The 25,390-nt window shown below is 69.3% G+C and carries 22 protein-coding genes, 1 tRNA gene and 1 riboswitch; of the genes, 8 read left to right on the top strand and 15 right to left on the bottom strand.

The window, feature by feature from the left end:
• Window positions 1-136: 136 nt before the first annotated feature.
• Window positions 137-928 (top strand): SDR family NAD(P)-dependent oxidoreductase, encoded by a 792-nt coding sequence (locus ABH936_RS11990; RefSeq protein ID WP_404603349.1) that lies wholly within the window; start codon window positions 137-139, stop codon window positions 926-928.
• Here the strand turns inward: ABH936_RS11990 and ABH936_RS11985 are convergent.
• Together ABH936_RS11985 and ABH936_RS11980 are read right to left on the bottom strand one after the other, a co-directional pair.
• Window positions 888-1,769 carry a phosphatase PAP2 family protein gene (locus ABH936_RS11985; protein WP_281711938.1) on the bottom strand — a complete coding sequence of 294 codons (882 nt, stop codon included), beginning with the start codon at window positions 1,767-1,769 and terminating at the stop codon, window positions 888-890. The genes ABH936_RS11990 and ABH936_RS11985 overlap by 41 nt on opposite strands.
• Window positions 1,770-1,859: 90 nt before the next feature.
• On the bottom strand, window positions 1,860-2,174 hold the full coding sequence (locus ABH936_RS11980; RefSeq protein ID WP_006943710.1) for a hypothetical protein: 315 nt from the start codon (window positions 2,172-2,174) through the stop codon (window positions 1,860-1,862).
• Window positions 2,175-2,260: 86 nt separating this feature from the next.
• Between ABH936_RS11980 and ABH936_RS11975 the strand changes: the two genes are divergently transcribed.
• Window positions 2,261-2,333 (top strand) — tRNA-Thr (locus ABH936_RS11975).
• A gap of 96 nt (window positions 2,334-2,429) precedes the next feature.
• On the opposite strand, the gene ABH936_RS11970 is transcribed toward ABH936_RS11975, so the two are convergent.
• The 3 genes from ABH936_RS11970 to ABH936_RS11960 form a co-directional block, all read right to left on the bottom strand.
• Window positions 2,430-3,176, bottom strand: a complete 747-nt coding sequence (locus ABH936_RS11970; RefSeq protein WP_404603348.1) for a transglycosylase family protein — start codon at window positions 3,174-3,176, stop codon at window positions 2,430-2,432.
• 6 nt (window positions 3,177-3,182) lie between these two features.
• Window positions 3,183-3,336, bottom strand: a riboswitch (cyclic di-AMP (ydaO/yuaA leader).
• A 177-nt stretch (window positions 3,337-3,513) separates the two neighbouring features.
• Entirely contained in the window at window positions 3,514-5,061 is a 1,548-nt protein-coding gene (locus ABH936_RS11965; protein ID WP_404603347.1) for a threonine/serine exporter ThrE family protein, read from the bottom strand.
• A gap of 70 nt (window positions 5,062-5,131) precedes the next feature.
• Window positions 5,132-7,006 (bottom strand): protein kinase, encoded by a 1,875-nt coding sequence (locus ABH936_RS11960; RefSeq protein ID WP_404603346.1) that lies wholly within the window; start codon window positions 7,004-7,006, stop codon window positions 5,132-5,134.
• A gap of 174 nt (window positions 7,007-7,180) precedes the next feature.
• Here ABH936_RS11960 and ABH936_RS11955 point away from each other — a divergent pair, with 174 nt between their 5' ends.
• Entirely contained in the window at window positions 7,181-8,596 is a 1,416-nt protein-coding gene (locus tag ABH936_RS11955) for a trehalose-6-phosphate synthase (RefSeq protein WP_404603345.1), read from the top strand.
• A complete protein-coding gene (gene otsB, locus ABH936_RS11950) occupies window positions 8,593-9,477 on the top strand; it encodes a trehalose-phosphatase (RefSeq protein WP_404603344.1) in 885 nt (294 codons plus the stop codon). Before ABH936_RS11955 ends, otsB begins: the two co-directional genes overlap by 4 nt.
• On the opposite strand, the gene ABH936_RS11945 is transcribed toward otsB, so the two are convergent.
• From ABH936_RS11945 to ABH936_RS11930, 4 genes are all read right to left on the bottom strand, one after another.
• Window positions 9,452-10,507, bottom strand: coding sequence for a LacI family DNA-binding transcriptional regulator (locus ABH936_RS11945; RefSeq protein WP_208065629.1), 1,056 nt, complete (start codon window positions 10,505-10,507; stop codon window positions 9,452-9,454). The two genes, otsB and ABH936_RS11945, sit on opposite strands and share 26 nt — an antisense overlap.
• A 34-nt stretch (window positions 10,508-10,541) precedes the next feature.
• Window positions 10,542-11,486: a sugar ABC transporter permease gene (locus ABH936_RS11940; RefSeq protein ID WP_346030633.1), complete on the bottom strand. Its 945-nt coding sequence runs from the start codon at window positions 11,484-11,486 to the stop codon at window positions 10,542-10,544.
• Window positions 11,486-13,105 (bottom strand): ABC transporter permease subunit, encoded by a 1,620-nt coding sequence (locus ABH936_RS11935; RefSeq protein ID WP_313489842.1) that lies wholly within the window; start codon window positions 13,103-13,105, stop codon window positions 11,486-11,488. The genes ABH936_RS11940 and ABH936_RS11935 overlap by 1 nt, the downstream gene beginning before the upstream one ends.
• Before the next feature lie 136 nt (window positions 13,106-13,241).
• Window positions 13,242-14,579, bottom strand: coding sequence for an extracellular solute-binding protein (locus ABH936_RS11930; protein WP_404603343.1), 1,338 nt, complete (start codon window positions 14,577-14,579; stop codon window positions 13,242-13,244).
• A gap of 328 nt (window positions 14,580-14,907) precedes the next feature.
• Here ABH936_RS11930 and ABH936_RS11925 point away from each other — a divergent pair, with 328 nt between their 5' ends.
• From ABH936_RS11925 to ABH936_RS11910, 4 genes are all read left to right on the top strand, one after another.
• A complete protein-coding gene (locus tag ABH936_RS11925) occupies window positions 14,908-15,978 on the top strand; it encodes an ABC transporter ATP-binding protein (protein ID WP_006946417.1) in 1,071 nt (356 codons plus the stop codon).
• A gap of 159 nt (window positions 15,979-16,137) precedes the next feature.
• Window positions 16,138-17,376 carry a DUF4032 domain-containing protein gene (locus ABH936_RS11920; protein WP_040014913.1) on the top strand — a complete coding sequence of 413 codons (1,239 nt, stop codon included), beginning with the start codon at window positions 16,138-16,140 and terminating at the stop codon, window positions 17,374-17,376.
• A gap of 51 nt (window positions 17,377-17,427) precedes the next feature.
• The gene (locus ABH936_RS11915; protein WP_404603342.1) at window positions 17,428-18,225 is read left to right on the top strand and encodes an RDD family protein; all 798 of its coding nucleotides are present in this window, start codon (window positions 17,428-17,430) and stop codon (window positions 18,223-18,225) included.
• A gap of 41 nt (window positions 18,226-18,266) precedes the next feature.
• Entirely contained in the window at window positions 18,267-18,968 is a 702-nt protein-coding gene (locus tag ABH936_RS11910) for an RDD family protein (RefSeq protein WP_115297019.1), read from the top strand.
• Window positions 18,969-19,065: 97 nt separating this feature from the next.
• Here ABH936_RS11910 and ABH936_RS11905 read toward each other — a convergent pair whose 3' ends face one another.
• The 6 genes from ABH936_RS11905 to ABH936_RS11880 all read right to left on the bottom strand — a co-directional run bounded on the left by ABH936_RS11905 (window position 19,066) and on the right by ABH936_RS11880 (window position 25,300).
• Window positions 19,066-19,587, bottom strand: coding sequence for a DUF4282 domain-containing protein (locus ABH936_RS11905; RefSeq protein WP_404603341.1), 522 nt, complete (start codon window positions 19,585-19,587; stop codon window positions 19,066-19,068).
• Window positions 19,588-19,671: 84 nt separating this feature from the next.
• The gene (gene rlmB / locus ABH936_RS11900; protein ID WP_006946440.1) at window positions 19,672-20,646 is read right to left on the bottom strand and encodes a 23S rRNA (guanosine(2251)-2'-O)-methyltransferase RlmB; all 975 of its coding nucleotides are present in this window, start codon (window positions 20,644-20,646) and stop codon (window positions 19,672-19,674) included.
• A complete protein-coding gene (gene cysS / locus ABH936_RS11895) occupies window positions 20,646-22,097 on the bottom strand; it encodes a cysteine--tRNA ligase (RefSeq protein ID WP_404603340.1) in 1,452 nt (483 codons plus the stop codon). Before cysS ends, rlmB begins: the two co-directional genes overlap by 1 nt.
• An 86-nt stretch (window positions 22,098-22,183) precedes the next feature.
• Window positions 22,184-23,548, bottom strand: coding sequence for an Ig-like domain-containing protein (locus ABH936_RS11890; RefSeq protein WP_404603339.1), 1,365 nt, complete (start codon window positions 23,546-23,548; stop codon window positions 22,184-22,186).
• A 10-nt stretch (window positions 23,549-23,558) separates the two neighbouring features.
• Entirely contained in the window at window positions 23,559-24,218 is a 660-nt protein-coding gene (locus tag ABH936_RS11885; protein ID WP_051806139.1) for an MBL fold metallo-hydrolase, read from the bottom strand.
• A complete protein-coding gene (locus tag ABH936_RS11880; protein WP_038569317.1) occupies window positions 24,215-25,300 on the bottom strand; it encodes an S-(hydroxymethyl)mycothiol dehydrogenase in 1,086 nt (361 codons plus the stop codon). Before ABH936_RS11880 ends, ABH936_RS11885 begins: the two co-directional genes overlap by 4 nt.
• Between the last annotated feature and the right edge of the window lie 90 nt (window positions 25,301-25,390).

Here is a 25,390-nt window from a genome sequence, read left to right as displayed (position 1 = left end):
CTCTTGCACGCAGGTGCATCTGGGCGCACGGAGGCGGGGCCGCCGCGTCGTCGGAGCGACACGACGAGCCAGGCGCCGCGGGAACGAGGGTGACCCACCCCACATTTCATTCGCACCGCTCGTTAGAGTGCGTCACATGAAGATCACGCAGCACACCGTCGCTCTCATCTCCGGTGCCGGCTCGGGCCTCGGCGAGGCCACCGCCCGCCGTCTGCACGCCGACGGCGCGGCCGTCGTCATCACCGACCTACCGAGTTCGAACGGCCAGGCCGTCGCCGACGACCTGGGCGAGCGCGCCCTGTTCGTCCCCACCGACGTGCGCGACGAGGAGCAGGTGCGCCAGGGCGTCAACGCCGCCGCCGAACTCGGTGAGCTGCGCATCGCCGTCGCCTGCGCCGGGGTCGGCACCCCGGGGCGCGTGCTCGGCAAGAACGGCGTCCACGCGCTCGAGAAGTACCGCACCGTCATCGACATCAACCTCGTCGGCACCTTCAACGTGCTGCGTCTGGCCGCCGAGGCGATGGTCGCGAACGAGCCCTCCCCCACCGACGACGGCGCACCGGACGCACACGGTGACCGCGGCGTCATCGTCATGACGGCCAGCGCCGCCGCCTACGACGGCCAGATCGGTCAGGCGGCCTACGCCTCGAGCAAGGGCGGCATCGTCGGGCTGACGCTCCCCGCCGCCCGCGACCTCGCCGACAGCCACATCCGCGTCATGACGATCGCGCCCGGCACGATGGAGACGCCGATGCTCGCGGGGCTGCCGGAAGCGGCGCGCGAATCGCTCGGCAAGGTCGTGCCGCACCCCTCGCGCCTCGGCCGCCCGAGCGAGTACGCGGCACTCGTCGAGCACATCGTCGCGAACCCGCTGCTCAACGGTGAGGTCATTCGTCTCGACGGTGCGCTGCGTATGCCGCCGAAGTGAACCCCGGGTCCTCGTCCCAGATCTTCACCTCGGCCCCGCGCAGCAGGTTGACGTACAGCAGGCCGAAACCGAAGAGTGCGATGCCACCGACGACGTCGAGGACGAAGTGGTTGCCCGTCGCCATGACGTCCCAGTACGTGACGAGCGGGTAGAGCCAGGCGGCGCGGGCCCACACGGGCCGGCGCCGCTTCCACGTGTCGTACACGACGTAGGCGACCCAGGTGGACCAGGCGCAGTGCAGGCTCGGCATCGCGGCGTACAGGTTGGCCGATTGCGACGGGTCACGCGCGAGGCGGCCGCCCATGATGTTGTAGACGGCGTTGATGTCGATCATGCCGTCGACGGCGAACCGGGGCGGGGCCATCGGCAGCAACCAGAACACGAGCAGGCTGGGCAGCGTCATCGCGATGAGCAACCGTCTGAGGCGCCGGAACCCGTCCGGGTTCATCCACCAGGCCCACGCGAGCGCGATGGGCACCGTCGCGAGCACCATGCCGTAGTAGTACCCGGCGCCTTGCGCGAGGACGGGCACCTCGGCGAGCGATGAGTTGAGCCATCGTTCGATGTCGATGTGCAGCCACTGCTCCAGGTCGAACAGGCGGTGCGCATGCCGGACCGACTCGTCGTGCTCTCCGCGGATGTGCTCCTGCGCGAACGTGAAGTACTGGAAGAACATCCAGAACAGGAACAACTCGATGAGTAGCGCCGGGCGGCCACCGAGCGGGCGCACGAGCGCCCTGACGAAGCGGGGCGGCGGCTCGGTGGTGCTCAGCGAGAAGTCGTCACGCGACGGCGTCAGGTCGCGCATCGAACGCTCGGCAGGCGTGAGGGAGTCGGGCATGCCACTCCTCACCTCGTCGCGGCCTTCGAACAAAACACGTCAGTGTATCCCCGCGCACTCAGGCAGGCCGAGCCTCGGGGGCGGGCCCGCTCAGTGGCGGTCGATCAGGACGTACGACGCCGCCGCCGACAGTGCCGCCACCCCGACGACGGACGGCCACGCGCCGATCTTCTTCGCGAGCGGGTGCGAGGCGCCGAACCCGCCGACGTACACGGCGGTCAGCGCCGCCGTCTGGGCCGCGCCGCCCTTGGCGAGCCACGTGCGGCCCGCGTACCCGCCGGCGAGCGCGAGCACGACACCCCCGAGCGGACGGATGCCCGTCTCACGGGCGGTGAGGTAACCGCCGAGGAGACCGAGGGCGGCCACGGGTGCGGTTTCGACGTCTGCTGCAGGCTTGAGATTCATGCCCTCATCGTAGGTCGTCGCCCGAAGGGACGGGCATCGCGACCCGCCTCGTATAAGATTTATAGGGCTGCCGATACCGGCAGTGTGCTGGAGTGGCGCAATCGGTAGCGCACCTGTCTTGTAAACAGGTGGTTGTGGGTTCGAGTCCCATCTCCAGCTCTCACCGCCCGCCTGCCCGGCCAGGGCACATGACGAGGGCCCCACCGCTTCGAAGCGGTGGGGCCCTCGTCGTCGATCAGGCGATCAGACGTGCGATCAGTGGTTGTTCAGGTACGCCTGCAGGGCGCGGACGGTGCGGGCGTTGAGGTAGGTCGCGCCGTCCTGGGAGATGCCGAGCTTCGACTGCAGCGCGGCGACCGTGCGGGGGCCGATGATGCCGTCGGGCGTCGTGCCGACCGCGCGCTGGAGGGCCATCTTCGTCTGCGGGCCGACGATGCCGTCACGGTACGTGCCGACCCAGGCCTGCAGCGAGCGAGCGGTCTGGCGACCGAGGCTGCCGTCGACGGCGAGCTTGCCGGACGTCGCGGCGGGAGCCTTGACGGCAGAACGAGCGGTGGAACGCGACACCTGCGTGTTCGCGGCCGCAGCGGCAGGAGCCGCAGCGGTGCTGCCACCGTTGGCGCGGGTCAGGCCACCGCGCACGGAGCACACGGGCCAGGCGCCGGGGCCCTGGACGGCGAGGGTCTTCTGGGCGATCGCGATCTGCTGCTCGCGCGTGGCGAGGTCGGCGCGAGCGGCGTACTGCGTGCCACCGAAGCCGGCCCACGTCTGCTGCGTGAACTGCAGGCCGCCGTAGAAGCCGTTGCCCGTGTTGATGTGCCAGTTGCCGCCCGCTTCACAGGCGGCGACGCGGTCCCAGACCGAACCGGCCGGTGCGGCCGAGGCGGTGGTGGCGCTCGTGACGCCGGCGCCGACGGTGGCGGCACCGACGAGGGCGACGCCCGCAGCCTTGCGACCCATGGTCGAGTCGGAGGGAGCGGAGTGCTTCGGGGTGTAACCCATGGAGGTGTTTCCTTTCCTGACGACGCCGGTGAGGTGAGCTGTCGGGTTCGAGCGGTCAGGTGCTCGGCCGGTTCGGGACCGGCTTCACCCCAAGGCACTCAACGAGTGCCACGAGTGGGTCCCCCACCCTCGTCTGCGGTTCGCACGGTGCGAATGAAGCGGCGCCCGACGAGGTTTGGCGTTGGCGCTGCCCGCGAATTCTTGGTGTGTTGAGTTGTGAGCCGCTTGGGCGACACTCACGACATCGCCACAGCGAGGAGAACGTTACGCGACCTACGTCACAAAATGTGAATCACCGCGGCCCCCGCCGTCGCCGCGCGCGAGAACCCCCCGCCCGTCAGCGGCGACGAGCCCTGCGGCGCTGCACGATCGGGCGGTCGAAAGGCGCCGACAGCACGTCCCCGAGAAGCGCCCCCGTGCTCAGCGCGAGGGCGATCCCGACGGCGCCGAGCATCGTCGTCACCCCGACCCCGGACTGCGCCACGCGCGTCGCTCCGAGCAGTGAACCCGACACGGACTCGTACATGCCGCGGAAGATGCGCAGGCCGGGCAGCATCGGCGAGACCGCGGGCATGACGAGCACGAGCGCGGGGGCGCCCAGGCGCAGCGCGAGCAGTCGCGCGCAGAACCCTACGGCCGTCGCGGCCATCGCGGTCGCCGTCGTCGCGCCGAGGCCGATGGAGCTGACGAGGAACGTCACGCTGCCCACGCCCAGGGCGCCCATGACGGCCGTCGGCACGAGCATCCGGACACGCGAACGCATCGTCACGGCCGAGCAGACCGCACCGAGCGCACCGCAGGCAACCTGGAGCAGAAAAGTCGTCGACGGCGAGTCGTAACGCAGCACCCCGGGCGATTGGAGCCCGAGGTCGAGGGCGTTGTCGAGACTCAGCGTCAAGGACAACCCAGCACCGACGCCGACCGTGATGCCCGCGCAGGCGAGGATCACCGTCAACACGCGCCCGGAGGCGGTGACGGGATAGCCGGTGACGGCGTCCTCGACCGCGGACGCCATCTGACGACCGGGCAGCAGCGCGACGATGCCGCCCGAGATCGCGTACGCGAAGTCGGCCATCGTCATCGAGCCGGGCAGGTGGGTGGCGACGAACTCGCCGACGAGATGACTCTGGTGCGACATGTACGCGAGCCACGCGAGCATCGTCGAGGCGAGTCCGCCGGCGGCCGCCGAGTAGAAGCTCGGCACCCCCAGGTTGCTCAGCACGCGCCCGATGCGGTCGACGATGATCGCCGACACGAACGCGACGGCGACGGCCATCCAGCTACCACCGAGGATCGTCGCGACCGACGCGGCGAGACCACCGAACGCGACCGAGACGAGCCATCGCGGGTACAGCCGCGGCATCCGCTGGATGCGCCGCAACTGCTTCGTCGCCTCGTCGAGATCCATGCCGCCCGCGACGAGGCGCTCGACGAACTGGTGCACGGCCGTCAGCCGGGAGAAGTCACGCGTCGACGAACGGGCGACGCGCAGCATCGTCAGCGGCGGATGGCCCGGATGCGGTGACGGCGTCTGCAGCAGCAGCGCCTGGTTCGTGATGTCGACCTCGAGGCGGCGCAGCCCCGCCGATGCGGCGACGGCGACGACGCTCGACTCGACGTCACGCGTGCTCGCCCCGCAGCGCAGCAACAACTCCCCCACGCGCACGGCGATGTCGAGCGCCTTGTACTGGGCCGAGTCGTCGCTGACTCCCGCGAGGACGTTCGGGTCGCGGTAGGGAGTGTTCTTCAGCGCATCGGCGATGGGCAGCGGCTCGGTGACCGGTTCGCTGCGCAGGAACCGCATCCGCGGCGCCAGGACCGGCTGCGTGTTCTCCGAGATCGGGTTGGGCCCCGTCGTGCCGTGCTCTCGTCCGTACTGACCCATTCCCTGATCCTAGGACGCCGAACGTGACGATCCCTCGGCGCGCGCTGTGGACGCGCTGTGGTGCATCGACTCAGCGCTGCACGCTCGGCGCGTACCGCGCCAGCGGGTCGTCGATGCCGCCCGTCAACGGGAACCATGAGATGTCGCCCTGCTGCAGGAACGAGCCGACCAGCATGAACAGGCCGAGGCCGACGGCGATGCCCGCGACGATGCGCGTCGCGTTCTGCGGCACGAGGCCGCGCACGAGCGAGCGCGAACCGCGTCGGTAGCCGACCGAACCGGCGCCTCGCCACAGCGCCAGTTGCGCGGCGCCCGCGCCGAGCACGAGCGGCAGCGCCCACCACACGCGCGGCACGCCGCCGCGCACGGCCACCCAACCGATGCCGACGAGCGCCGCGACGCAGGCGAAGACGACTGTCGGCAGGATGAGGGCGAACAGCGTCGACAGCGTCGCGCGCAACGCGTGCCACGGCGCACTCGCGACGGCGACGGCGCCGTCGCTGCGTCGTCGTCCGGCCTCGTAGCGTCGCAGGACGGTCTGGGTGATCGTGGAGTCGCTGAAGCGCGCGGCGAGGTTCCACACGACGAGCAGCACGAGCCCGACGACGGGCACGAGCGCCGTCACGCCCAACCACAGGACGAAGATCGCCTGCAGCGTTCCCGATCGATGCGGCAGGTTGATGCGCGGGTCGTGCTCGCCCGGGCGCGACTGCGGTTTCGGCGCGAACGGAACGGGCGCGGAGCCGTATGGGCTCGGGTTGGCATACCCCTGGGCGCCCTGACGCACCGGGGCCCCCTGCTGGGCACGCTCGGCGTCCGTTGGCCCCGCACTCACCGGCGGCGGCGACGTCACCGGCGCGACGCGCGTGGCGTCCGGGCGGCCGAGCACAGCCGTCGCGTCGGGGCGGGGTTGCTGCGCTTCGGGCCGAGTCACGCGCGGCTCTGCCGCGCGTCGCACCGGGACGTACGTCGTCGGTTCGCCGCGCGCGTACCGCTCCATCTGTTCGATGACCTGCCGGGCCGACGGTCGCTCCTGCGGCACCGGGCTGAGCGCGGCGGCGAGCAGCGGCCGCAGCCGCGCGTCGACGCCGCCGAGGTTGGCCTGACCACGCGTCACGCGGTCGAGCACCGCCGGCATCGGGCCGCGCCCGAATGGCGGCTCACCCTGCGCGGCGAAGGCGAGCGTCGCGGCCCAGCCCCACCAGTCGGTCGACGTCGACACGGGCGCACCCTCGACGAGCTCGGGCGAAAGGTAGCCGGGGGTGCCCATGACGAGGCCGGTCGACGTCAGGCGCGCGTCGTCGGCGATGTGGGCGATGCCGAAGTCGATGACGACGGGGCGCCCGTCGACCATGAGCACGTTGCCCGGCTTGAGGTCGCGGTGGACGACGCCGGCGTCATGGATGGCCTGGATGGCGACGGCCAGGTCGCGCCCGAGGCGCGCCAGCGCGTCGGGCTCGAACGGCCCGCGGCGCTTGACGACCTCGTCGAGTGGAACGCCGGGCACGTACTCGGTGGCGATGTACGGGCGCTCGCCGTACGGCTCCGCGGCGATGACGGCGGCGACGCCGGGTGTGTGGACGCGTTCCAGCGTCGCGACCTCCCGCGCGAGGCGGGTGCGCGCGTCGGGGTCGTAGGCGATGTGCGGGCGCAGCACCTTGACGGCGACCTCCCGCCCGTCCGAGCGTCGGGTGTCGAGCGCGCGGTAGACGACGCCCATGCCGCCCTCACCGATCTTGTCGAGGATGCGGAAGTGGCCGATGACGTCCCCACCGTCGGCCGGGGTGGCTGCGTGAGCGCCCGAGCCCTGCCGCGTCCGCGTGCCTTGCGGCGCCACCTGTGTCGCGTCGTCGTGACGCTCGGTCGCCGGCGACGGCGTCGGGTGGGTGCGCCGCGGCAGACGGTGTCCGGCGCGTGTCGGCTCGGGAGGCTCCGGTGACGTCATGGCTCCACGGTAGGCCGCGCACATGACAAAGTGCTGGACCGACGCGGCCCGGCACGCCCCCGCCGCCCCGCGATAGGCTCGTGACGAAGACGCGAACGGCCCCGGCGCCCCGCCGAATTCGAGCGCACGCCGCACCTGTTCGTCCCGCGCACCGATGAGCGAAGGAACTTTCCGATGAGCGAGACCTACGACTTCGTCGTCGCGGCCAACCGGCTGCCCGTCGACCGCGTGACGACGCCGGACGGCGAGTCGCAGTGGCGCCGCTCCCCCGGCGGCCTCGTCACCGCGATGGACGCCGTCATGCGTGGGCGTGACGGCGCCTGGGTCGGTTGGGCGGGCGACCCAGGTGAGGCGCCCGAGCCGTTCGACGACGGCGGCATGCACCTGCACCCGGTCGCGCTGTCGGAGCAGGAGGTCGCCGACTACTACGAGGGCCACAGCAACGACACATTGTGGCCCGTCTACCACGACGTCATCATCACGCCGACGTTCCGTCGCAGCTGGCGTTCGGTGTATCGCCGCGTCAACCGTCGCTTCGCGAACGCCTGCGCCGAGGTCGCCGCGCAGGGCGCGACGGTGTGGGTGCACGACTATCAGCTGCAGCTCGTGCCGGAGATGCTGCGCGAGATGCGCCCCGACCTGCGCATCGGCTGGTTCAACCACATCCCCTTCCCCGCCGTCGAGCTGTTCGCGCAGCTGCCCGGGCGCGAGGAGATCCTCGAGGGGCTGCTCGGCGCCGACTTCCTGGGTTTCCAGCGCACCGAGGACGCGGGCAACTTCCTGCGCGCGGTGCGTCAGTACCTCGACCTCGACGTGACGGGCGACGTCGTCGACCTCGGCGAACGTCAGGTGCGCGCAGCCGCGGTGCCGATCTCGATCGACGTCGAGGGGCTGCGCGAGATCGTCGAGTCGGATTCGGTGCAGGCGCGGGCGCGTGAGATCCGCGAGCAGCTCGGCAACCCGGAGAAGATCCTGCTGGGCGTCGATCGCCTCGACTACACGAAGGGCATCCGTCACCGCCTCAAGGCGTTCGGCGAACTGCTCGCCGACGAGCGCCTCGACCCGAGCAAGCACAAACTCATCCAGGTCGCGACGCCGAGCCGCGAGCGCGTCAAGGCGTACATGGATCTGCGCGACCAGATCGAGCTGACGGTCGGGCGTATCAACGGTGACTTCTCGAGCATCGGCGCGACGGCGCTCACGTACCTGCACCGCTCGTTCGACCGCGAGGAGATGGCGGCGATGTTCGCGGCCGCCGACATCATGCTCGTCACGCCGCTGCGCGACGGCATGAATCTCGTCGCGAAGGAGTACGTGACGTGCTGCGCCGACGACGGGGCGCTCGTGCTGTCCGAGTTCACCGGCGCCGCGACGGAGCTGAGCGACGCCTACCTGTGCAACCCGCACGACATCGCGGGTCTCAAGCATCAGATCATGAAGGCCGTCGACGCGCCGGCGCCCCAGCGTCGTCAGCGGATGGACTCGATGCGTGCCCTCGTGAGCGAGAACTCGGTGCAGCAGTGGGCGAAGAACTACCTCGCGAGCCTCGAGGCCGCCCCGAAGGCGCCGTCGACGCAGGCCGCGTCGTGACCGCGACGCCGCTGCGGCCGCCGTCACGCGAGGAGCTGGGTGCTTTCGCGCGCCGCGGTGACGTGCTCGTCGCCTCCGACTTCGACGGGGTGCTCGCGCCGATCGTCCTCGACCCCGCGAGCGCCCGCCCGCAACCGGGCACGATCGAGGCACTCAGTGCGATGGCGGCGCTACCGGGCGTGAGCGTCGCGCTCGCATCGGGTCGTGACCTCGCCACCCTGCGCGCGCTGACAGGGATCGACGAGTCCTCCCCCATTGTCCTCATCGGCAGCCACGGCGCAGAGATCTCGACCACCCTCGGCTCCGCCGCCTCGGGCGGCAGCGCGCTGAGCGACGTCGAGCGCGCCGCCCTCGACGGCGCCACCCACGCGCTCGAGACGATCGCCGAACGACTGCCCGCGACACGCGTCGAGTACAAGCCGGCCGGCGTCGTCCTGCACACCCGCGGCATGGACGAGGACGAGGCCGAGCGCGCGACCTGCGCGGCGCTCGCCGTCCCGCAGGATGTCCCGGGCGTCCACGCGATGCGCGGCAAGGCCGTCGTCGAACTGTCGGTGCTCGACGTGTCGAAGGGCGCGGCACTCGCGGCCCTCGCCGCCGAGCGCAACCTGCGTGCGACGTTCTACCTCGGCGACGACGTCACCGACGAGACGGTGTTCACGACGCTGCGCGCGGGAAGCGACATCGGCGTCAAGGTCGGCGACGGCGACACCGCCGCAGCGCACCGCGTCCCCAGCTGCACCGACGTCCCGACGCTGCTCGACGCTCTGCTCGGCGCGCTGACGAAGGCGCGGCGCTACGCGCCACGAGACGACGCCGACGTCCGAGACGACGCCGACGCCGGGGAGGGCGCCGTCAGCGCACCGGAGGCGGGCCGGTAGAGGCGCGCACGACGAGGTCGGGCGCGAGCACCAGCTCACGGGCGCACGGCGCGGCCGCTGCGAGCCCACGGATCTGGTCGAGCAGCGTGTCGACGGCGCCGTCGGCGAGCGCGGGGACGTTCTGGCGCACCGTCGTCAGCGGCGGCGAGGTGTGCTCCGTCATCGCCGAGCCGTCGAATCCGACGACGGAGAGCTCCCTCGGCACGTCCAAGCCCGCGTGACGCGCTCCGCGGATGACGCCGAGCGCCATGAGGTCCGAGCCGCAGATGATGCCGCTCGCGCCCCGCGCGGTGAGCTGCGTTCCCGCGAGTTCGCCGCCCTCGACGCTGAACCACGTGTGTTCGACGAGCGCCTCGAACCCGAACTCGGCCGCGGCGTCGCGGAATGCCGTCAGCTTGCGGATCGACGGGGTGTAGCGTGCCGGCCCGACGGCCAGACCGAGCCGGCGGTGCCCCAGACTCAGCAGGTGGCTGACGGCGAGGCGCACCGCGACGCGGTCGTCAGTCGACAACGACGTGACGGCGAGGTCGTCGCGGTGGCCGTTGACGAGGACGACGGGCAGGCCCTGCGCGACGAGTTCCTGATGGCGCGCGATCGATGCCGTCGTGTCGGCGTGGCGACCCGAGACGTGGATGAGCCCGGCGATGCCGCGTTCCAGCAGCATCGACAGGTACTCATCCTCCTGCACCCCACCGGCGCTCGTCGGGCACAGGACGGCGGTGTACCCGGCGGCCGCGAGCCGCGTCGTGACGGCCTGTGCGAGCGCGGGGAAGATCGGGTTGTCGAGTTCGGGCACGACGAGGCCGATGGCGCCAGCCCCCGCGCGGCGCAGACTCACGGGGCGTTCGTAGCCGAGGACGTCGACGGCGGTGAGGACGCTGCGGCGCGTGGCCTCGGCGACGCCGGCCTTGTTGTTGAGCACGCGTGAGACGGTCGCCTGCGAGACCCCCGCAGCAGCAGCGATCTGCTGCAGGCGCGGCGGCGATTCGTCGCCGCCGCGCCTGAGCGCCGCGTCCTCGGTGGCGCTCACGCGCCCGCTCCCGTCGCGCCGCGACGGTAGGAGTTCACTTCACCGAGCCGGTGGTGAGACCACCGATGAGCTGCTTCTGGAAGGCCAGGTACAGCGCCATGATCGGGATCGAGCTGAGCAGCGCACCAGCCGAGAACTGGCCGAACAGGGCGTTGCGGTCGTTGTTGACCGTCATGCCGTAGAGGCCGACGCCGAGGGTCTGCTTGTCGACGTCGGTGAGGAAGATGCTCGCGAGCATGAACTCGCCGAACAGGCTGACGAACGACACCATGAACACCGTGACGAGGATCGGGCGCACGAGCGGCAGCGTCAGGCTGAAGAACACGCGGGCATGCGAGGCGCCGTCGACGAACGCGGCCTCGTCGAGTTCCTTCGGAACAGTGTCGAAGTAACCCTTGAGAAGCCACACGTTCGATCCCATCGCGCCGCCCAGATAGACGAGGATGAGCCCCCACGTGGTGTTGAGGCCGAACGCGGGCATCACCTCACCGATCTTCGAGAAGGTGATGTAGAGGCCGACGAACGCGAGCAGCGCCGGAAACATCTGCAGCAGCAGCAGCGCGAGCAGCATCGCCCGGCGGCCTCGGAAGCGCAGGCGCGAGAACGCGAACGCGGAGCACGCGCCGATGAAGACGCTGAACACCGAACCGACGAGCGCGATGAGCAGCGCGTTCTTGTACCAGGTGACGAACGGTCGCGCCTCGTTGCTGAACAGGTCGGAGAAGTTGTTGAGCGAGAAGCTCGTCGGCAGCAGCGTCGAAGAACTCAGCGTCCCCGCCTTGTTGAGTGCTGCCGAGAGCAGGAACAGGATCGGGAACAGCGCGAAGGCGAGCGCGCACAGCGCGAGCAGGTGGCGCCACCACACGCCGCCACCGAGGCGCGGCGCACGAGCATGCGTGCCACCGGGGGCAGCTTCGGGCACGCCCGTCACGGCTCCCGGTTCGGGCAGGCCGGCCGCAGGGGTGTTCATGGCAGACATCAGTTGACCTCCTCGAGGGCCTTGCTGCGCAGGAAGCCGGGGAAGCTCAGGAGCGCGACGATGATGAAGATGACGACGGCGACCGCGGATGCGAGACCGAAGTTCGGGTTCGTCCCGTCGATCGCGAGACGGTACGCGTAGGTGATGAGCAGGTCGGTCGAACCGATCTGGGCGCTGTCGCCGACGAACGGCCCGCCCTTGGTCAGCAGGTAGATGAGGCCGAAGTTGTTGAAGTTGAACGCGAACGACGCGATGAGCAGGGGGCCCACCGCGACGAGCAGCAGCGGCATCGTGATGGAGCGCAGCGTCCGGATCGGGCCGGCGCCGTCGATGCGTGCGGCCTCCATGACGTCACCCGGGATCGACTGCAGCGCGCCTGTGCACACGACGAACATGTAGGGGAAGCCCAGCCACAGGTTGGTCAGCAGGATGGCGGCGCGCGCGGCCCACGGGTCGCCGAACCAGTCGATGTCGAGGCCGGTCAGGTTGTTGATGAGGCCGTAGTCCTGGTTGAACATCGACGCCCACACGAGCGCGGAGACGAACACGGGCACGGCGTACGGCAGGATGAGCAGGCTGCGGTAGATGGCGCGGCCCTTGATGCGCGGGTCGTTGAGCAGCAGCGCGAGCAGCATGCCGAGCACGAAGGTCGACAGCACCGACAGGATGGCGAACGCCATGTTCCACGCGAAGATGCCGAAGAACCCCTTGCGAATCGTGTCGTTCGTCACGAGGTCGGTGTAGTTCTTGAACCCGACGCCCTGCTTCCACCCGACCGGCAGCGGGCTCGCGGAGCCGGACTGCGGCACCCAGCGTGCATCCTTCTCGACGTACACCGTGCCCGTGGCGGAGTCGGTGAGGGTGTTCTTCGCCTTGTCCCACTTCAGCGTCGGCGCGCCCTCGAAGGCCTGCGAGACACCACTGGCCTTGATGCCGTGGCCGTCACTCGTCGGCACCGCGAAGTTGGCGAGGTCCTTGCGCTTGTTCGCCTCGCCGAGCTTGAGGACGCGATAGCCCTCGGCCGACTTGAGGTGGCCGATGCCCATCTCCGTCTTGCCCGTGAGCGGCTGCAACCCCTTGGCGTCACCGACGAAGTGCTTGCCCTTCTCGTCGGTCAGCAGGAAGTGCAACGGCGCGGACGTCACGTCCTGGCCGTCCTTGACGGCGATCGACAGCCCGTACGTCGGCGACCCCGCGACCTGCTGGACGGAGTAGGCGATGTCCTGCTTCGTCGCCTCCTCCTTGGAGACGAGGTGGCCCTGGCCGTAGTTCGTGAACGACGTCGCGGCCGTGTACACGATGGGCCACACCTGCAGCCCGAGCAGCAGGATCAGGCCCGGGAACAGATACTTCGCGGGCACGTTGCGGCGCGTGCCGTACACGACGAGCACGGCCATCGCGACGAACGCGACACCGACGACGGCGAGGCCGTACCCCTTGTCGGCCAGCTGCGTCGCGAGATAGATGCAGAGGATGACGGCGGCCGCGACGAGCGCCCACTTGAGGATCGGCGCCCACACGGGGCTCTTGGCTGGCGGCAGACCCGACGTCTGCTCGGGGGCGGCGAGGGTCGCCATGTCCTTCTCCATCGCTCGGGGAATTCGTTCACCGGTGCTCACCGCACCAGCCTGGGGCGTGAGGCGCCTCGCGGGCGCCGTCAGGCCTGTCGTGATGGGCGTCGTCGTCGACGCTCGACGCGCCGTGAGCCGGCGACCGACGTGGTCACCGGCTCACGGATGCGACGTAGGTGGATCGTCAGCTGCCTGCCTTGATGGCGGCCTCGATCTCCTTCTGCGCCGCATTGAAGCGGGCGTCGGGGGCTGCCTTGCCGGAGATGACGTCGGCCATCGCCTGACCCATCGGGCCCCAGACGGCATTCATCGCGGGGATGTTCGGCATGAGCTTCGCGCCCTTGCCGGCCTCGGCCCACTTCGCGACGTCGGGGTTGGACTTGATGACCTCGTCGTACGCCGCCGTCAGTGCCGGCGGACGCTTGCCGACCTCGAACAGCGCCTTCTGCGCGGCCGCCGTGGTGAGGAAGGACGTCGTGAACGTCTGAGCGACGGTCGCATTCTTCGCCTTCGAGCTGACGTAGAACATCTGCACGCCGAGGAACGGCGTCATCTTTCCGCCACCGGCGACGGTGGGCAGCGAGGAGACCTCGTACTTGATGCCGGCCTTGTCGAACGTCGGCAGCGACCACGGGCCGGTGACGATGTACGGCGCCTTCTTGTCGGCGAACAGGGCATCACCGTTGGTCTTGTCGACGTTGGTCGACAGCACCTTCTTCTTGCCGAGCTCGGCGAGCAGGTTGGCGCCCTTGAGGCTCTCGGGCGAGTTGACGAGCAGCTTGCTCGCGTCGTAGTCGCCGTTGGCCTTCGTGCCGAAGATGCCGCCGCCGAAGCCGGTGAGGAACGGGATGCCGTGGTAGGCGTCGCCCTGCTTGCCCATCTCGAGGGAGAGGACGTTCGTCGCCTTCTTCTCGTCGACGACCTTCTGACCGGTGGAGACGAGCTCGTCGATCGTCTTCGGCGCGTCCTTGACCATGTCGGTGTTGCGCACGAGCGCCATGTTCTCGACGGCGTAGGGCACGCCGTAGGACTGGTTGTTGTACTTCGTCGCGGCGATGGCCTCCTTGTTGAAGCCGGAAGCGACGTTGGCGGGGATCTGCACGGGCGCGACGGAGCCGTTGGAGACGAGCTCACCCATCCAGTCGTGAGCGCCGACGATGACGTCCGGGGCCTGGCCCGCCTTGAAGGCCGTGCCGTAGTTGCCGCGCACGTCCGTCGAGACCTGGACGGAAACCTTGACGTCGTTCTCGTCCGCGAACTGCTTCGCGAGCTTGGAGACGACGGGGGCCGCGGTGCCGTCAGCCCAGATGACGAGGTCGGCGTTGGCGTCGCGCTTCGGGTCCTTGGCGTTGACGTCACTGCCGGCGGCAGCACTGCCCGACGCCTTCGCGTCGCCGGACTTCGACGAAGCCGCAGAGGTGTCGCTCTTCGACGAGTCGGACGAGGACGAGCCGCCGCCGCACGCGGAGACGGAGAGGGCGAGGACGCCCGCGAATGCGACAGCCACACTGCGCTTGGTCATGAGTACTCCGATTGTTCAGGGCCACACCTCGAGTGTGGCCTGCTTCACAGCATGCAGCGTGTACTCAGGGTCTGCAAAGTTTTTCATGGTCACGATTTGATCAAGGAGCGTTGACCGGGTGATAGGCAGGGCCGAGCGAGCATGCAGATCGACGCACCTACCCCTCGAGACGGGACGCTCAGATGAGCACTACTGAAACAAATGTGCAGAAGGGCTGGTCAAGAGCCACTCCCATCAGGCATGCTGTGTGCGGCGTCACATCCGTGCGCCGCCCGTTCACAACGGATCGTCCGGCACGTTCCTGCCGGTGAGCGCTAAGGAAAACCCCATGGCAACCGTCACGTACGACAACGTCACCCTCACCTACCCCGGGGCCGATCGTCCCAGCGTCAGCGACCTCAACATCGAGATCGCCGACGGCGAGTTCCTCGTCCTCGTCGGCCCGTCGGGCTGCGGCAAGTCGACCTCGCTGCGCATGCTCGCCGGCCTGGAAGAGGTGACGAGCGGCCGCATCCTCATCGACGGACGCGACGTCACGGCGCTGTCGCCGAAGGATCGCGACGTCGCGATGGTGTTCCAGAACTACGCGCTCTACCCGCACATGAGCGTCGCTGACAACATGGGCTTCGCGCTCAAGATCGCCGGCGTCGACAAGGGCGAGATCCGCAAGCGCGTCGAGGAGGCCGCGCAGATCCTCGACCTCACGCAGTACCTCGAGCGCAAGCCGAAGGACCTGTCGGGTGGCCAGCGTCAGCGCGTCGCGATGGGTCGCGCAATCGTGCGTCAGCCGCAGGTGTTCCTCATGGACGAGCCACTGTCGAACCTCGACGCCAAGCTGCGCGTGCAGACGCGCACGCAGATCGCCGACCTGCAGCGTCGCCTCGGCGTGACGACCGTCTACGTCACCCACGATCAGGTCGAGGCCATGACGATGGGTGACCGCGTCGCCGTCCTCAAGGACGGTCTGCTGCAGCAGTGCGACACGCCGCGCAACATGTACGACCACCCGAAGAACGTCTTCGTCGCGGGCTTCATCGGCAGCCCCGCGATGAACCTGTTCGAGGTGCCGGTCAAGGACAACAAGGTGCTGCTCGGTACCGCGTCGATTCCGCTGCCCGCGGACGCCCGCCCCGGTTCGAACCGTGTCACGCTCGGCATCCGCCCGGAGGACCTCGCGCCGTCCGACGCGGGTCTCGAGGTCGACGTCGTCATGGTCGAGGAGCTCGGCGCCGACGCGTACGTCTACGGCAAGACGACCGTTGAGGGCGAGGACCAGCAGGTCATGGCCCGCGTCGACGGCCGCCGCCCCCCGATGAAGGGCGACACGCTGTACTTCGCGCCGAAGACCGATCACATCCACCTCTTCGACGTCGAGACCGGCGAGCGCATCAACGACTGAACGCGCACCCGCGAGGGGCTGACATGACGATCGAGCGGACGATGGCGAGCGGACATCGTCCGCTCGACGTATCGACGGGTGGCCGACGCACCGTTTCGGGTGAAACACACCGTCACGCGGATGCAGGCAGCCGCCCCCGCGCGGTGGGAGGATGACGAGGTGGCACTCGACATCAAGGCAGCACGCCCCTACCCCGCGCTGTTCGCACTGCCGTGGAGCGTGCCCCTCGAGCAGTGGCCAGAGGATCAACTCGCGGCACTGCCGCGCGGCATCTCGCGTCACATCGTCCGCTTCGCGAAGGTCGACGGCCGCATCCTCGCCGTCAAGGAGATCAAGGCCGACATCGCGCTGCGCGAGTACGCGATGCTCAAGCAGCTGCGGCGCCTGCACCTGCCGTGCGTCGAGGCGATCGCCGTCGTCACCGGACGCACCGACGTGCACGGCGAACCGCTCGACGCGTGCCTGCTGACGCGGCACCTGCAGTTCTCGCTGCCGTACCGCGCGATGATCAGCCAGACGCTGCGCCCGGACGCGGCGACCCGCCTCATCGACGCCCTCGCGGTCCTGCTCGTCAAGGTGCACCTCGTCGGTTTCTGGTGGGGTGATGTGTCACTGTCGAACGCCCTGTTCCGTCGTGACGCGGGCGAGTTCGCCGCCTACCTCGTCGACGCGGAGACCGGTGAGCTGCGCGAGAAGCTGTCGAAGGGCCAGCGCGAGCACGACCTCGACATCGCGCAGGTCAACATCGCCGGGGAGCTGATGGATCTGCAGGCTGGCGGCATGGTGCCCGACGACATGGACCCCATCGAGGTGAGCAACACGATCGTCGAGCGCTATCACGAGCTGTGGGAGGCACTCACGCAGGCCGAGCGTTTCGACGCCTCGGACGCGTGGCGCGTCGAACAGCGCATCCGCTCGCTGAACGACCTCGGCTTCGACGTCGGCGAGCTCGACATCACGACCGACATCGACGGCACGACGATGTCGATCAAGCCCCAGATCGTCGAGGCCGGCTACCACACGCGCCGCCTGCGTCACCTCACCGGTCTCGAGGTCGGCGAGAACCAGGCGCGACGACTGCTCAACGACCTCGTCAGCTTCACGGCGAGCAAGAACCGCCAGAGCGACGACGAACGCGCCGTCGCGCATGACTGGCTCGCGACGATCTACGAACCGATCACCCGCACGGTACCGCCGCAGTTGCGTCAGAAGCTCGAACCAGCCGAGATGTTCCACGAGGTGCTCGAGCACCGCTGGTACATGTCGGAGCGTCTGCAGCGTGGCGTGACGATCGAGGAAGCCGTCGCCGACTACGTCGAGAACATCCTGCCGACGAAACCGGACGAGCAGAACGTCATCGCCCCCGACGCAACGCCCCTGCAGATGACCGCGCGCTGAGCGCGGCGCCCCGGTAACCTCGTGTGCGAAGGAGCACAGGAGGGAATCATCATGAGCAACAACACGAATGGATACGGCAGCCAGCCGTACGGTCAGAATCCGCACGACCCCGCCGCGCAGCCGGGCCAGTACGGCCGCGCGCTGCAGGGCCAGCCTGCTTACGGACAGCCGAGCCATGACCAGCAGGGTTACGGCCAGCAGGAATACCAGGAACAGAGCTACGGCCAGCCTGCCCAGCAGTACGGTGACGCGCAGTACGGCGCGCAGGGCCAGCAGTACGGCGGCGGCTACGGCCAGCCGGACGCCTACGGCGCACCGGGCTACGCCCAGCAGTACGGTCAGGGCGCGCCGAACATGCCGATCCTCGCGAGCTGGGGTTCGCGTGTCGGTGCGGCGTTGCTGGATTGGCTCATCACGATCCTGCCGACCATCATCTGCGTCGGCATCGCGCTCGGCACCGGAGATTTCCTCAAGGACGGCTGGGACGCGCCGGGCGCCGACCCCACCGATCCCTTCACGGACCGGGCCTGGGCGTTCATGGGCGCGGGCACGCTGCTCGGTCTGCTGTTCCGTCTCTGGAACGAGGGATACCTGCAGGGCAAGCGAGGCCAGAGCGTCGGCAAGAAGGTGCTCAAGATCGGCGTCATCAACGAGCGGACCGGCCAGTACCTGGGTGTCGGCCGTGGTCTCGGCCGCCTCGCCGTCGACATCCTGATCTCGCTGCCGTCGCAGCTGATCCCGCTGCTGTTCTTCATCCCGCTCGTCAACTACCTGTGGCCGCTGTGGGACGACAAGAACCAGACGTGGCACGACAAGGCCGTCCACTCGCTCGTCGTCCGCACGGCCTGAGCGGCCCACCCGCCATCGACGCCTGACGAGAAGGAACGGACATGAGCAACGGATACGACCCCTACGTTCCGCCGCCCGAGCACGGTGGCGCCCAGGGGTACGGCAGCGGCGCGCAGTCGCAGCCGGGCCCCCAGTACCAGCAGTACCAGGGCCAGCCGTACCAACCGCAGGGCTACCAGGGTGCGCCGCAGCCCGGCCAGCCGTACCAGAACCAGCCATATCAGGGGCAGCAGTACGGCGCGCCCGCTCGACGGGCGGGGTCTGCGCCCTACGGTTCATGGGGGTCGCGCGTGGGCGCCTACCTCATCGACAGCCTGCTGTCGGCCGTCCCGATGATCGTCATCTCCGGTCTCGGATTGTGGCTGGCGTTCAAGGACAGCTACTCGGTGGAAGACATCAATGGCAACTCGACGCTGCACAACGTCTCCGGCGGCGGTGTCGCGTTGGCGCTGCTCGGTCCGCTCGTCGCGTTGCTGTTCAACCTCTGGAACCGCGCCATCCGTCAGGGCAGGACTGGCCAGAGCCTCGGCAAGAAGATGCTGCACCTCAAGGTCGTCGACGAGCGCACGGGTCAGCCGACGGGCGCCGGTGTCGGCTTCGGGCGTTACCTGCTCGAAGCCGTCGCCGGCGGTATCAGCGGCGGACTCCTGCTCATCGTCGACCTGCTGTGGCCGCTGTGGGATGACACGAAGCAGACGCTGCACGACAAGATCGTCCACACGATCGTGGTGCGCGGCGACTGACGCCCGCCCACCGCGGGCGAGCCTCCAGCTCGCCAGACGTGAAACGGCCCGGTTCCCCTCTCCGAGGGAACCGGGCCGTTTCGCGTCAGGGCACGCGTCAGCGCAGACGCTGGTGGATGTCCTCGCTCATGCGAACGATCGCGACGTAGAACTCGAGCGTCATCCGGATGAAGACGAGGTACAGCAAGATGAGGACGGGGCCGATGATGAGAGCGAGCAAACCCGACGCCGCGTTGTCCGCGAAGCCGCCGATCACCATGAAGACCCACAACAGCCCCAGAGCGCCAACGGAGATGGCGTAGGCGAACTTGACGATCTTCGGCGTGATGAACGTCGAGAACGAGAAGTCGAACAGCGCCTTGAAGAACCCGGTGCCGGACAGGGACTGATCAGCGGGCACCTGCTGCCCGTACGCCTGGGCGCCGGCCGTGGGGTTGGCCTGCGTCTGGTCGTAGGACGTGTGGGCGCCGTACTGGTTCGACTGGCTCTGGTGCGGCTGACCGTACTGCCCGTACTGCCCCTGGTCACCGGTCTGGTCGTACTGGTTCGGCTGACCGTAGTGACCGGGGTTCTGGCCATCGCCGGGCTGGTATCCGTCGTAGGAGTCGTGGTTCGACATGGTGAAGGTCTCCCTCTCGTTCATCATGGTGCCTGGACGTACCACGATACGGGTCTGGAGCCTCCCGCATCCGACCTCCGGGGCTCAGCGCGTCGAGCCCAGCCCGCGGTTGACGGCCACCTGATACAGCGTCACGGACGTCGCGATGCCGGCGTTGAGCGACTCGACCGCGGAGCTCATCGGCACAGAGACGATCTGGTCGCACGTCTCGCTGACGAGACGCGACAGGCCCTTGCCCTCGGAGCCGACGACGACGACGAGCGGCCGGTCGGCGAGCTCGAGGCCGGGCAGGTCGACGTCACCGTCCATGTCGAGGCCGATGACGAAAAAGCCCGCCTTCTTGAACTCCTTGAGCGCGGCCGTCAGGTTGCTCGCCTGCGCGACGGGGATGCGTGCCGCGGCGCCCGCCGATGTCTTCCACGCCGACGCGGTCATGCCCGCGCTGCGACGCTGCGGGATGACGACGCCGTGGCCGCCGAACGCCGCCGTCGAACGCACGATGGCGCCGAGGTTGCGGGGATCGGTGATGCCGTCGAGCGCGACGACGAGCGGCGTGCCGGGCAATTCGGGGTCGATGAGGTCGCTCGGATGCGCGTACTCGTACGGCGGCACCTGCAGCGCGAGGCCCTGGTGCACCGCGCCGTCCGTGAGCCGATCAAGTTCACCGCGCGGCGTCTCGAGCATCGCGACGCCCTGCTCCTGCGCGATCTTGAGCGTCTCGCGCACGCGGTCGTCGGAGTCGATGCGGCTCGCGACGTACAGCGTCGCGGCAGGCACGCCGACACGCAACGCCTCGAGCACCGAGTTGCGCCCGGCGATGATCTCGCTCGACGTCCGGTCGCGGCGCGCACCGCTCGAACGTCGCGCGTTGGGCGCGTTCTTGGCGGCGCCGGAGCGCTGCGCCGACTTGTACGCCTTGTGGTTCGGGCGCTCCTCCGCGCGCGGCGTCGGGCCCTTGCCCTCGAGCCCGCGTCGGCGCTGACCGCCGCTGCCGGTCGTCGCGCCCTTCTTCGACGCTCCCTTGCGGATCGCACCGCGGCGCGATGAGTTGCCTGGCATCAGTCGTTGTCCTTTCGACCCGTACGCGCCACGCTCCAGCGGGCGCCGTCGGGGGTGTCTTCGACCACGACGCCGGCGTCGGCCAGCTGGTCGCGGATGATGTCTGCCGTCGCGAAGTCCTTCGCCGCACGTGCGGTCTTGCGTTGCTCGACGAGAGCGTCGACGAGTGCGCCGAGCGCACGCTTCGTCTCGTCACCGCCGGCCGATCCGTTGCTCGACCACTTCGGGTCGAGCGGGTTGACGCCGTGGACGTCGGTCATCGCGGCGACCTGCAGCGCGAGCTCTTCGACGCGCCGCACATCGGCCTCGTCGATGGCGGTGTTGCCCTCGCGGATGGCGTCGAAGCACGCTGCGAGCGCGCCGGAGACGTTGAGGTCGTCGTCCATCGTCGCGACGAACGCCTCGGGCAGTTCGACGTCGGCGAGGTCGGCGCTCGTCAGGACGGCGTCCTCGCCGAGGGCGCGACGCAGGAAACCCTCGATTCGCTCGACGGCGGCGTTCGCTTCCGCCAGCGAATCGGACGTGTACTCGATCGTCGAACGGTAGTGCACCGAGCCGAGGTAGTAGCGCAGCACGAGCGGGCGCACCGTCTTCGTCAGCTCCGTGACGGACAGCGTGTTGCCGAGCGACTTGCTCATCTTCTCGCCGCTCAGCGTCACCCAGCCGTTGTGCATCCAGTAGCGCGCGAAACCGAGACCTGCGGCGCGTGACTGCGCCTGCTCGTTCTCGTGGTGCGGGAAGCGCAGGTCGATGCCGCCGCCGTGGATGTCGAACGTGTCACCGAGCCAACGACGCGCCATCGCGGAGCACTCGAGGTGCCAACCGGGGCGCCCCTCACCCCACGGCGTCGGCCAGTTCGCGGACGCCGGCTCGTCGGCCTTGCGGCCCTTCCACAGCGCGAAGTCGCGGGGGTCGCGCTTCGCACGCGGGTCGGCGTCAGCGGCGTCTTCCATGTCGTCGAGCTTCTGCCGCGTCAGCGCGCCGTACTCGTCGAAGCTCTTCACGTCGAAGTAGACGTCGCCCGAACCGTCGGCTGCCGGGTAGGCATGGCCGCGTTCGATGAGCAGTTCCATGAGTTCGACCATGTCGGTGACGTGCCCTGTCGCGCGCGGCTCGTACGTCGGTCGCTGAACGCCGAGGATGTCGAGCGCGTCGCTCGTCTCACGTTCGTGAAGGTAGCTCCACGCGAACCAGGGCTCCCCCGCCTCCGCGGACTTGCGCAGGATCTTGTCGTCGATGTCGGTGACGTTGCGCACGAGCGTGACGTCGTAGCCGTGACCGCGCGTCAGCCAGTTGCGCAGCACGTCGAACGCGACGGCGAAGCGCAGGTGACCGATGTGCGGCGAACCCTGCGTCGTCAGCCCACAGATGTAGATGCCGACCTTGCCGGGCTCAACTGGTTCGAAGTCGCGCAGTTCGCGCGTGGCGGTGTCGAAGATCTGCAGGCTCACGCCGCACAGTCTATCGGCGACGCGCAGCCCTGACGCCCCGCCCGGGCGCCTGCCCACCATCGAGCGGCGCAGCGTCGATCAGTGGCTCAGGAGATCCACTGCTGCCAGGTGAGGTTCCAGTCGCCCTCGCCGTTCGTCACGGAGACGGGGTTGTTCGTGCCCTTGGAGACGAACAGGTTGCCGGGCAGCACCTTGTCGTAGAACCACTTCGCGTCGGCGGCCGACAGGTGGAAGCATCCGTGCGATGTGTCCGCCTTGCCGATGAGGTCGTCCCAGGGTGCGGCGTGCAGGTAGGTGCCCGATTCGGAGACCTGAACGGCGTTGTTGATCTGCTCGTCGTAGTAGTTCGCCTCGCCGGGCGTGCAGGAGATGCCGACGCTGCACGACGTCATGCGTACCGTCCGCTCCTTGCCCGTCACGACCATCTTGCCGGTGAGGCTCTCGAAGCCCTTCTTGCCACCACCCGACTTCATGACGCGGGTGACCTTGCCACCCTCGCTGACGGTGACCTCGTGCGTCGCGGGGTCGTACACCGCCTCGAGGTCGGAGGTGACGTCGAAGCCGACGTCACCGAGCGTGCCCGCGCCCCAGGTCTGGCCGATCGGCATGCCCTGGATCGAGCCGGTGACGGTGACGCTGTCGCCGACCGGCCACTTGTTCTTCGGGCGGTAGTCGAGGCGCGTCGGGCTTACCCAACGCCACGCGCCCTCCACGTTCGCCGTGTCCTTCACGGTGAACCGCTTGGCGACCTCGGCGCGCTGCGCCTGCGGCACGGCCTGGCTGAACGTCAGCACGACCGGCTGAGCGTTGCCGACGTTCGAGCGCTTGAACGGCGTGACGGCGTAGAGGCCGGTCGTGCTCTCACCGTTCGCGGCAGCGAGGAGGGTCCGCGAGTTCGTCGCGCTCTGCCCGTCCGAGGTCTTGGCCGTGGCCGTCACGGTGTACGAGCCGCTCTTGGTCAACAGGCCGGCCGGCGTCCAGGTGCCCGCGCTCGCGTCGTAGTTGCCCTCGACGCTCTTGCCCGCCGCGTCGGTGACGGTGACGTCCGTGACCTGTGCCGGGCTCGAATCGGCGCCCTTCGCACTCACCGTCACCGGCTGCGACAACCCCAGGGGCGAGCCCTGGGCGACGTTCGAGGCGATGGTGATGGTCGCCGCAGGCGCGGCACTCGACGAACTCGCCGGCGACCCGGGCGGTTCAGCGCCCGAGTGCGTTCCCGCCGCCGAGCCCCCAGCGCCCGACGACACGTTCGCCGCGGGCGCCGAGTGATTCGTGTCCGAGGAGCATCCGGCGCCGACGGCCCCGAGCGTGATGACGCCGACCAGGATCGCCCCGGTGTGCACGAGGCGACGATCGGGGCGGGTGTGGGCGAGGGGCAGGCTCGACGGGCGACGCATCCTCTCAGTCTGCGCCACGTCCGTCGAACCACCGCGCAGGAACACGCGGGTCACCCTCGGATGCTCACTGCTCGGACCCGGCTCCGATCGTGGCGCTCTCGGCCGCGATGCTCGTCGCGTCACCGTGGCCCGTCAGGACGGTGGTGTGGCCCGGCAGCGTGAACAACGACGTGCGGATCGAGGCGAGCAGCGTGTCCTCGTCCGAGTACGACCGACCGGTCGCACCGGGGCCGCCCTGGAACAACGTGTCGCCCGTGAACACGACGTCGAGCGCCTCGAGGTACAGACAACACGCGCCCGGCGCATGCCCCGGGGTGTGGATGACGCGCAGGGTGGCCCCTGCGACCCGCAGCTCGTCCCCGTCGCTCAGCGACTCGTCGGGCGCCCAGTCGTACGTCATGTCCCACAGCACGCGGTCGCCCGGGTGCAGGTGGACGGGCGCACCTGTCGCGGCGCGCACGTCGGCGGCGGCCGTGATGTGGTCATTGTGGGCGTGCGTGCACACGATGGCGACGACCTCGCGGCCCGCGACGGCGTCGAGGATGGGCGCCGCCTCGTGAGCCGGGTCGACGATTATCACCTGCTCGTCGTCGCCGATGAGCCAGACGTTGTTGTCGACGTCCCACTTACCGCCGTCGAGCTCGAAGGTGCCGGAGGTGACGACGCGTTCGATGCGCAGATCGCCGTCGGCGACGACGGCTTCCGGGCCCGCGGGGGCGCTCACAGTTCCACCACCGAACGCAGCACCGAACCCTCGTGCAGCTTCTCGAACGCCGACTCGACGGCGTCGATGCTGATGCGCTCGGTGACGAAGGCGTCGAGGTCGAAGCGGCCCTGCTTGTAGAGGGCCACAAGCGCCGGGAAGTCGCGCTCGGGCAGGCAGTCGCCGTACCAGCTCGACTTGAGCGCGCCACCGCGACCGAAGATCTCGATCATCGGCAGTTCGATCTTCAGATCGGGCGTCGGCACGCCGACCATGACGACGCGGCCGGCGAGGTCACGGGCGTAGAACGCCTGCTCGTACGTCTCGGGGCGTGCGACGGCGTCGATGACGACGTCGGCGCCGAACCCGCCGGTGAGTTCGCGGATCTTCTCGACGGCGTCGACGTTCTTCGAGTTGATCGTGTCGGTCGCGCCGAACTTCTTCGCCGTCTCGAGCTTCGCGTCGTCGATGTCGACGGCGATGATGCGCGCCGCACCGGCGATCTCGGCACCGGCGATGGCCGCGCACCCCACCCCACCGCAGCCGATGACGGCGACGGACTCACCGCGTTCGACCTGGCCGGTGTTGACGGCCGCACCGAACCCGGCCATGACGCCACAGCCGAGCAGGCCGACCGCGGCTGCGTCGGACTCCTCGACCTTCGTGCACTGGCCGGCGGCGACGAGAGTCTTGTCGATGAACGCGCCGATCCCGAGAGCGGGCGTCAGCTCCGTGCCGTCCTCGGCCAGCGTCATCTTCTGCGTCGCGTTGGCCGTGTCGAAGCAGTACCAGGGCTGACCCTTCTTGCACGCACGGCATTCGCCGCACACGGCGCGCCAGTTGAGCACGACGAAGTCGCCGACCTCGACGTTCGTCACGCCCTCGCCGATCTTCTCGACGCGCCCGGCCGCCTCGTGGCCGAGCAGGAACGGGAACTCGTCGTTGATGCCGCCGTCGCGGTACGACAGGTCGGTGTGGCAGACGCCGCACGCCTCGACGTCGACGACCACCTCACCGGGGCCGGGGTCGGGCACGACGATGTCGACGAGTTCGACCGGGGCGTTCTTGCTGCGGGCGATGACGCCCTTGACCGTCTGGGACATATCGAAAGATCTCCTCGTGTGGAAGGTGGCTCGACGGGTCGGTGCACCGCTTCGAGGTGGCTTCGGCGGATGTGCCCGACTTTGGTTCCA

The organism is Dermacoccus sp. GAS27A (genome assembly GCF_044909235.1).
Lineage (GTDB): Bacteria > Actinomycetota > Actinomycetes > Actinomycetales > Dermatophilaceae > Dermacoccus > Dermacoccus nishinomiyaensis.
This window is presented reverse-complemented; position numbering and strand designations above follow the sequence as displayed.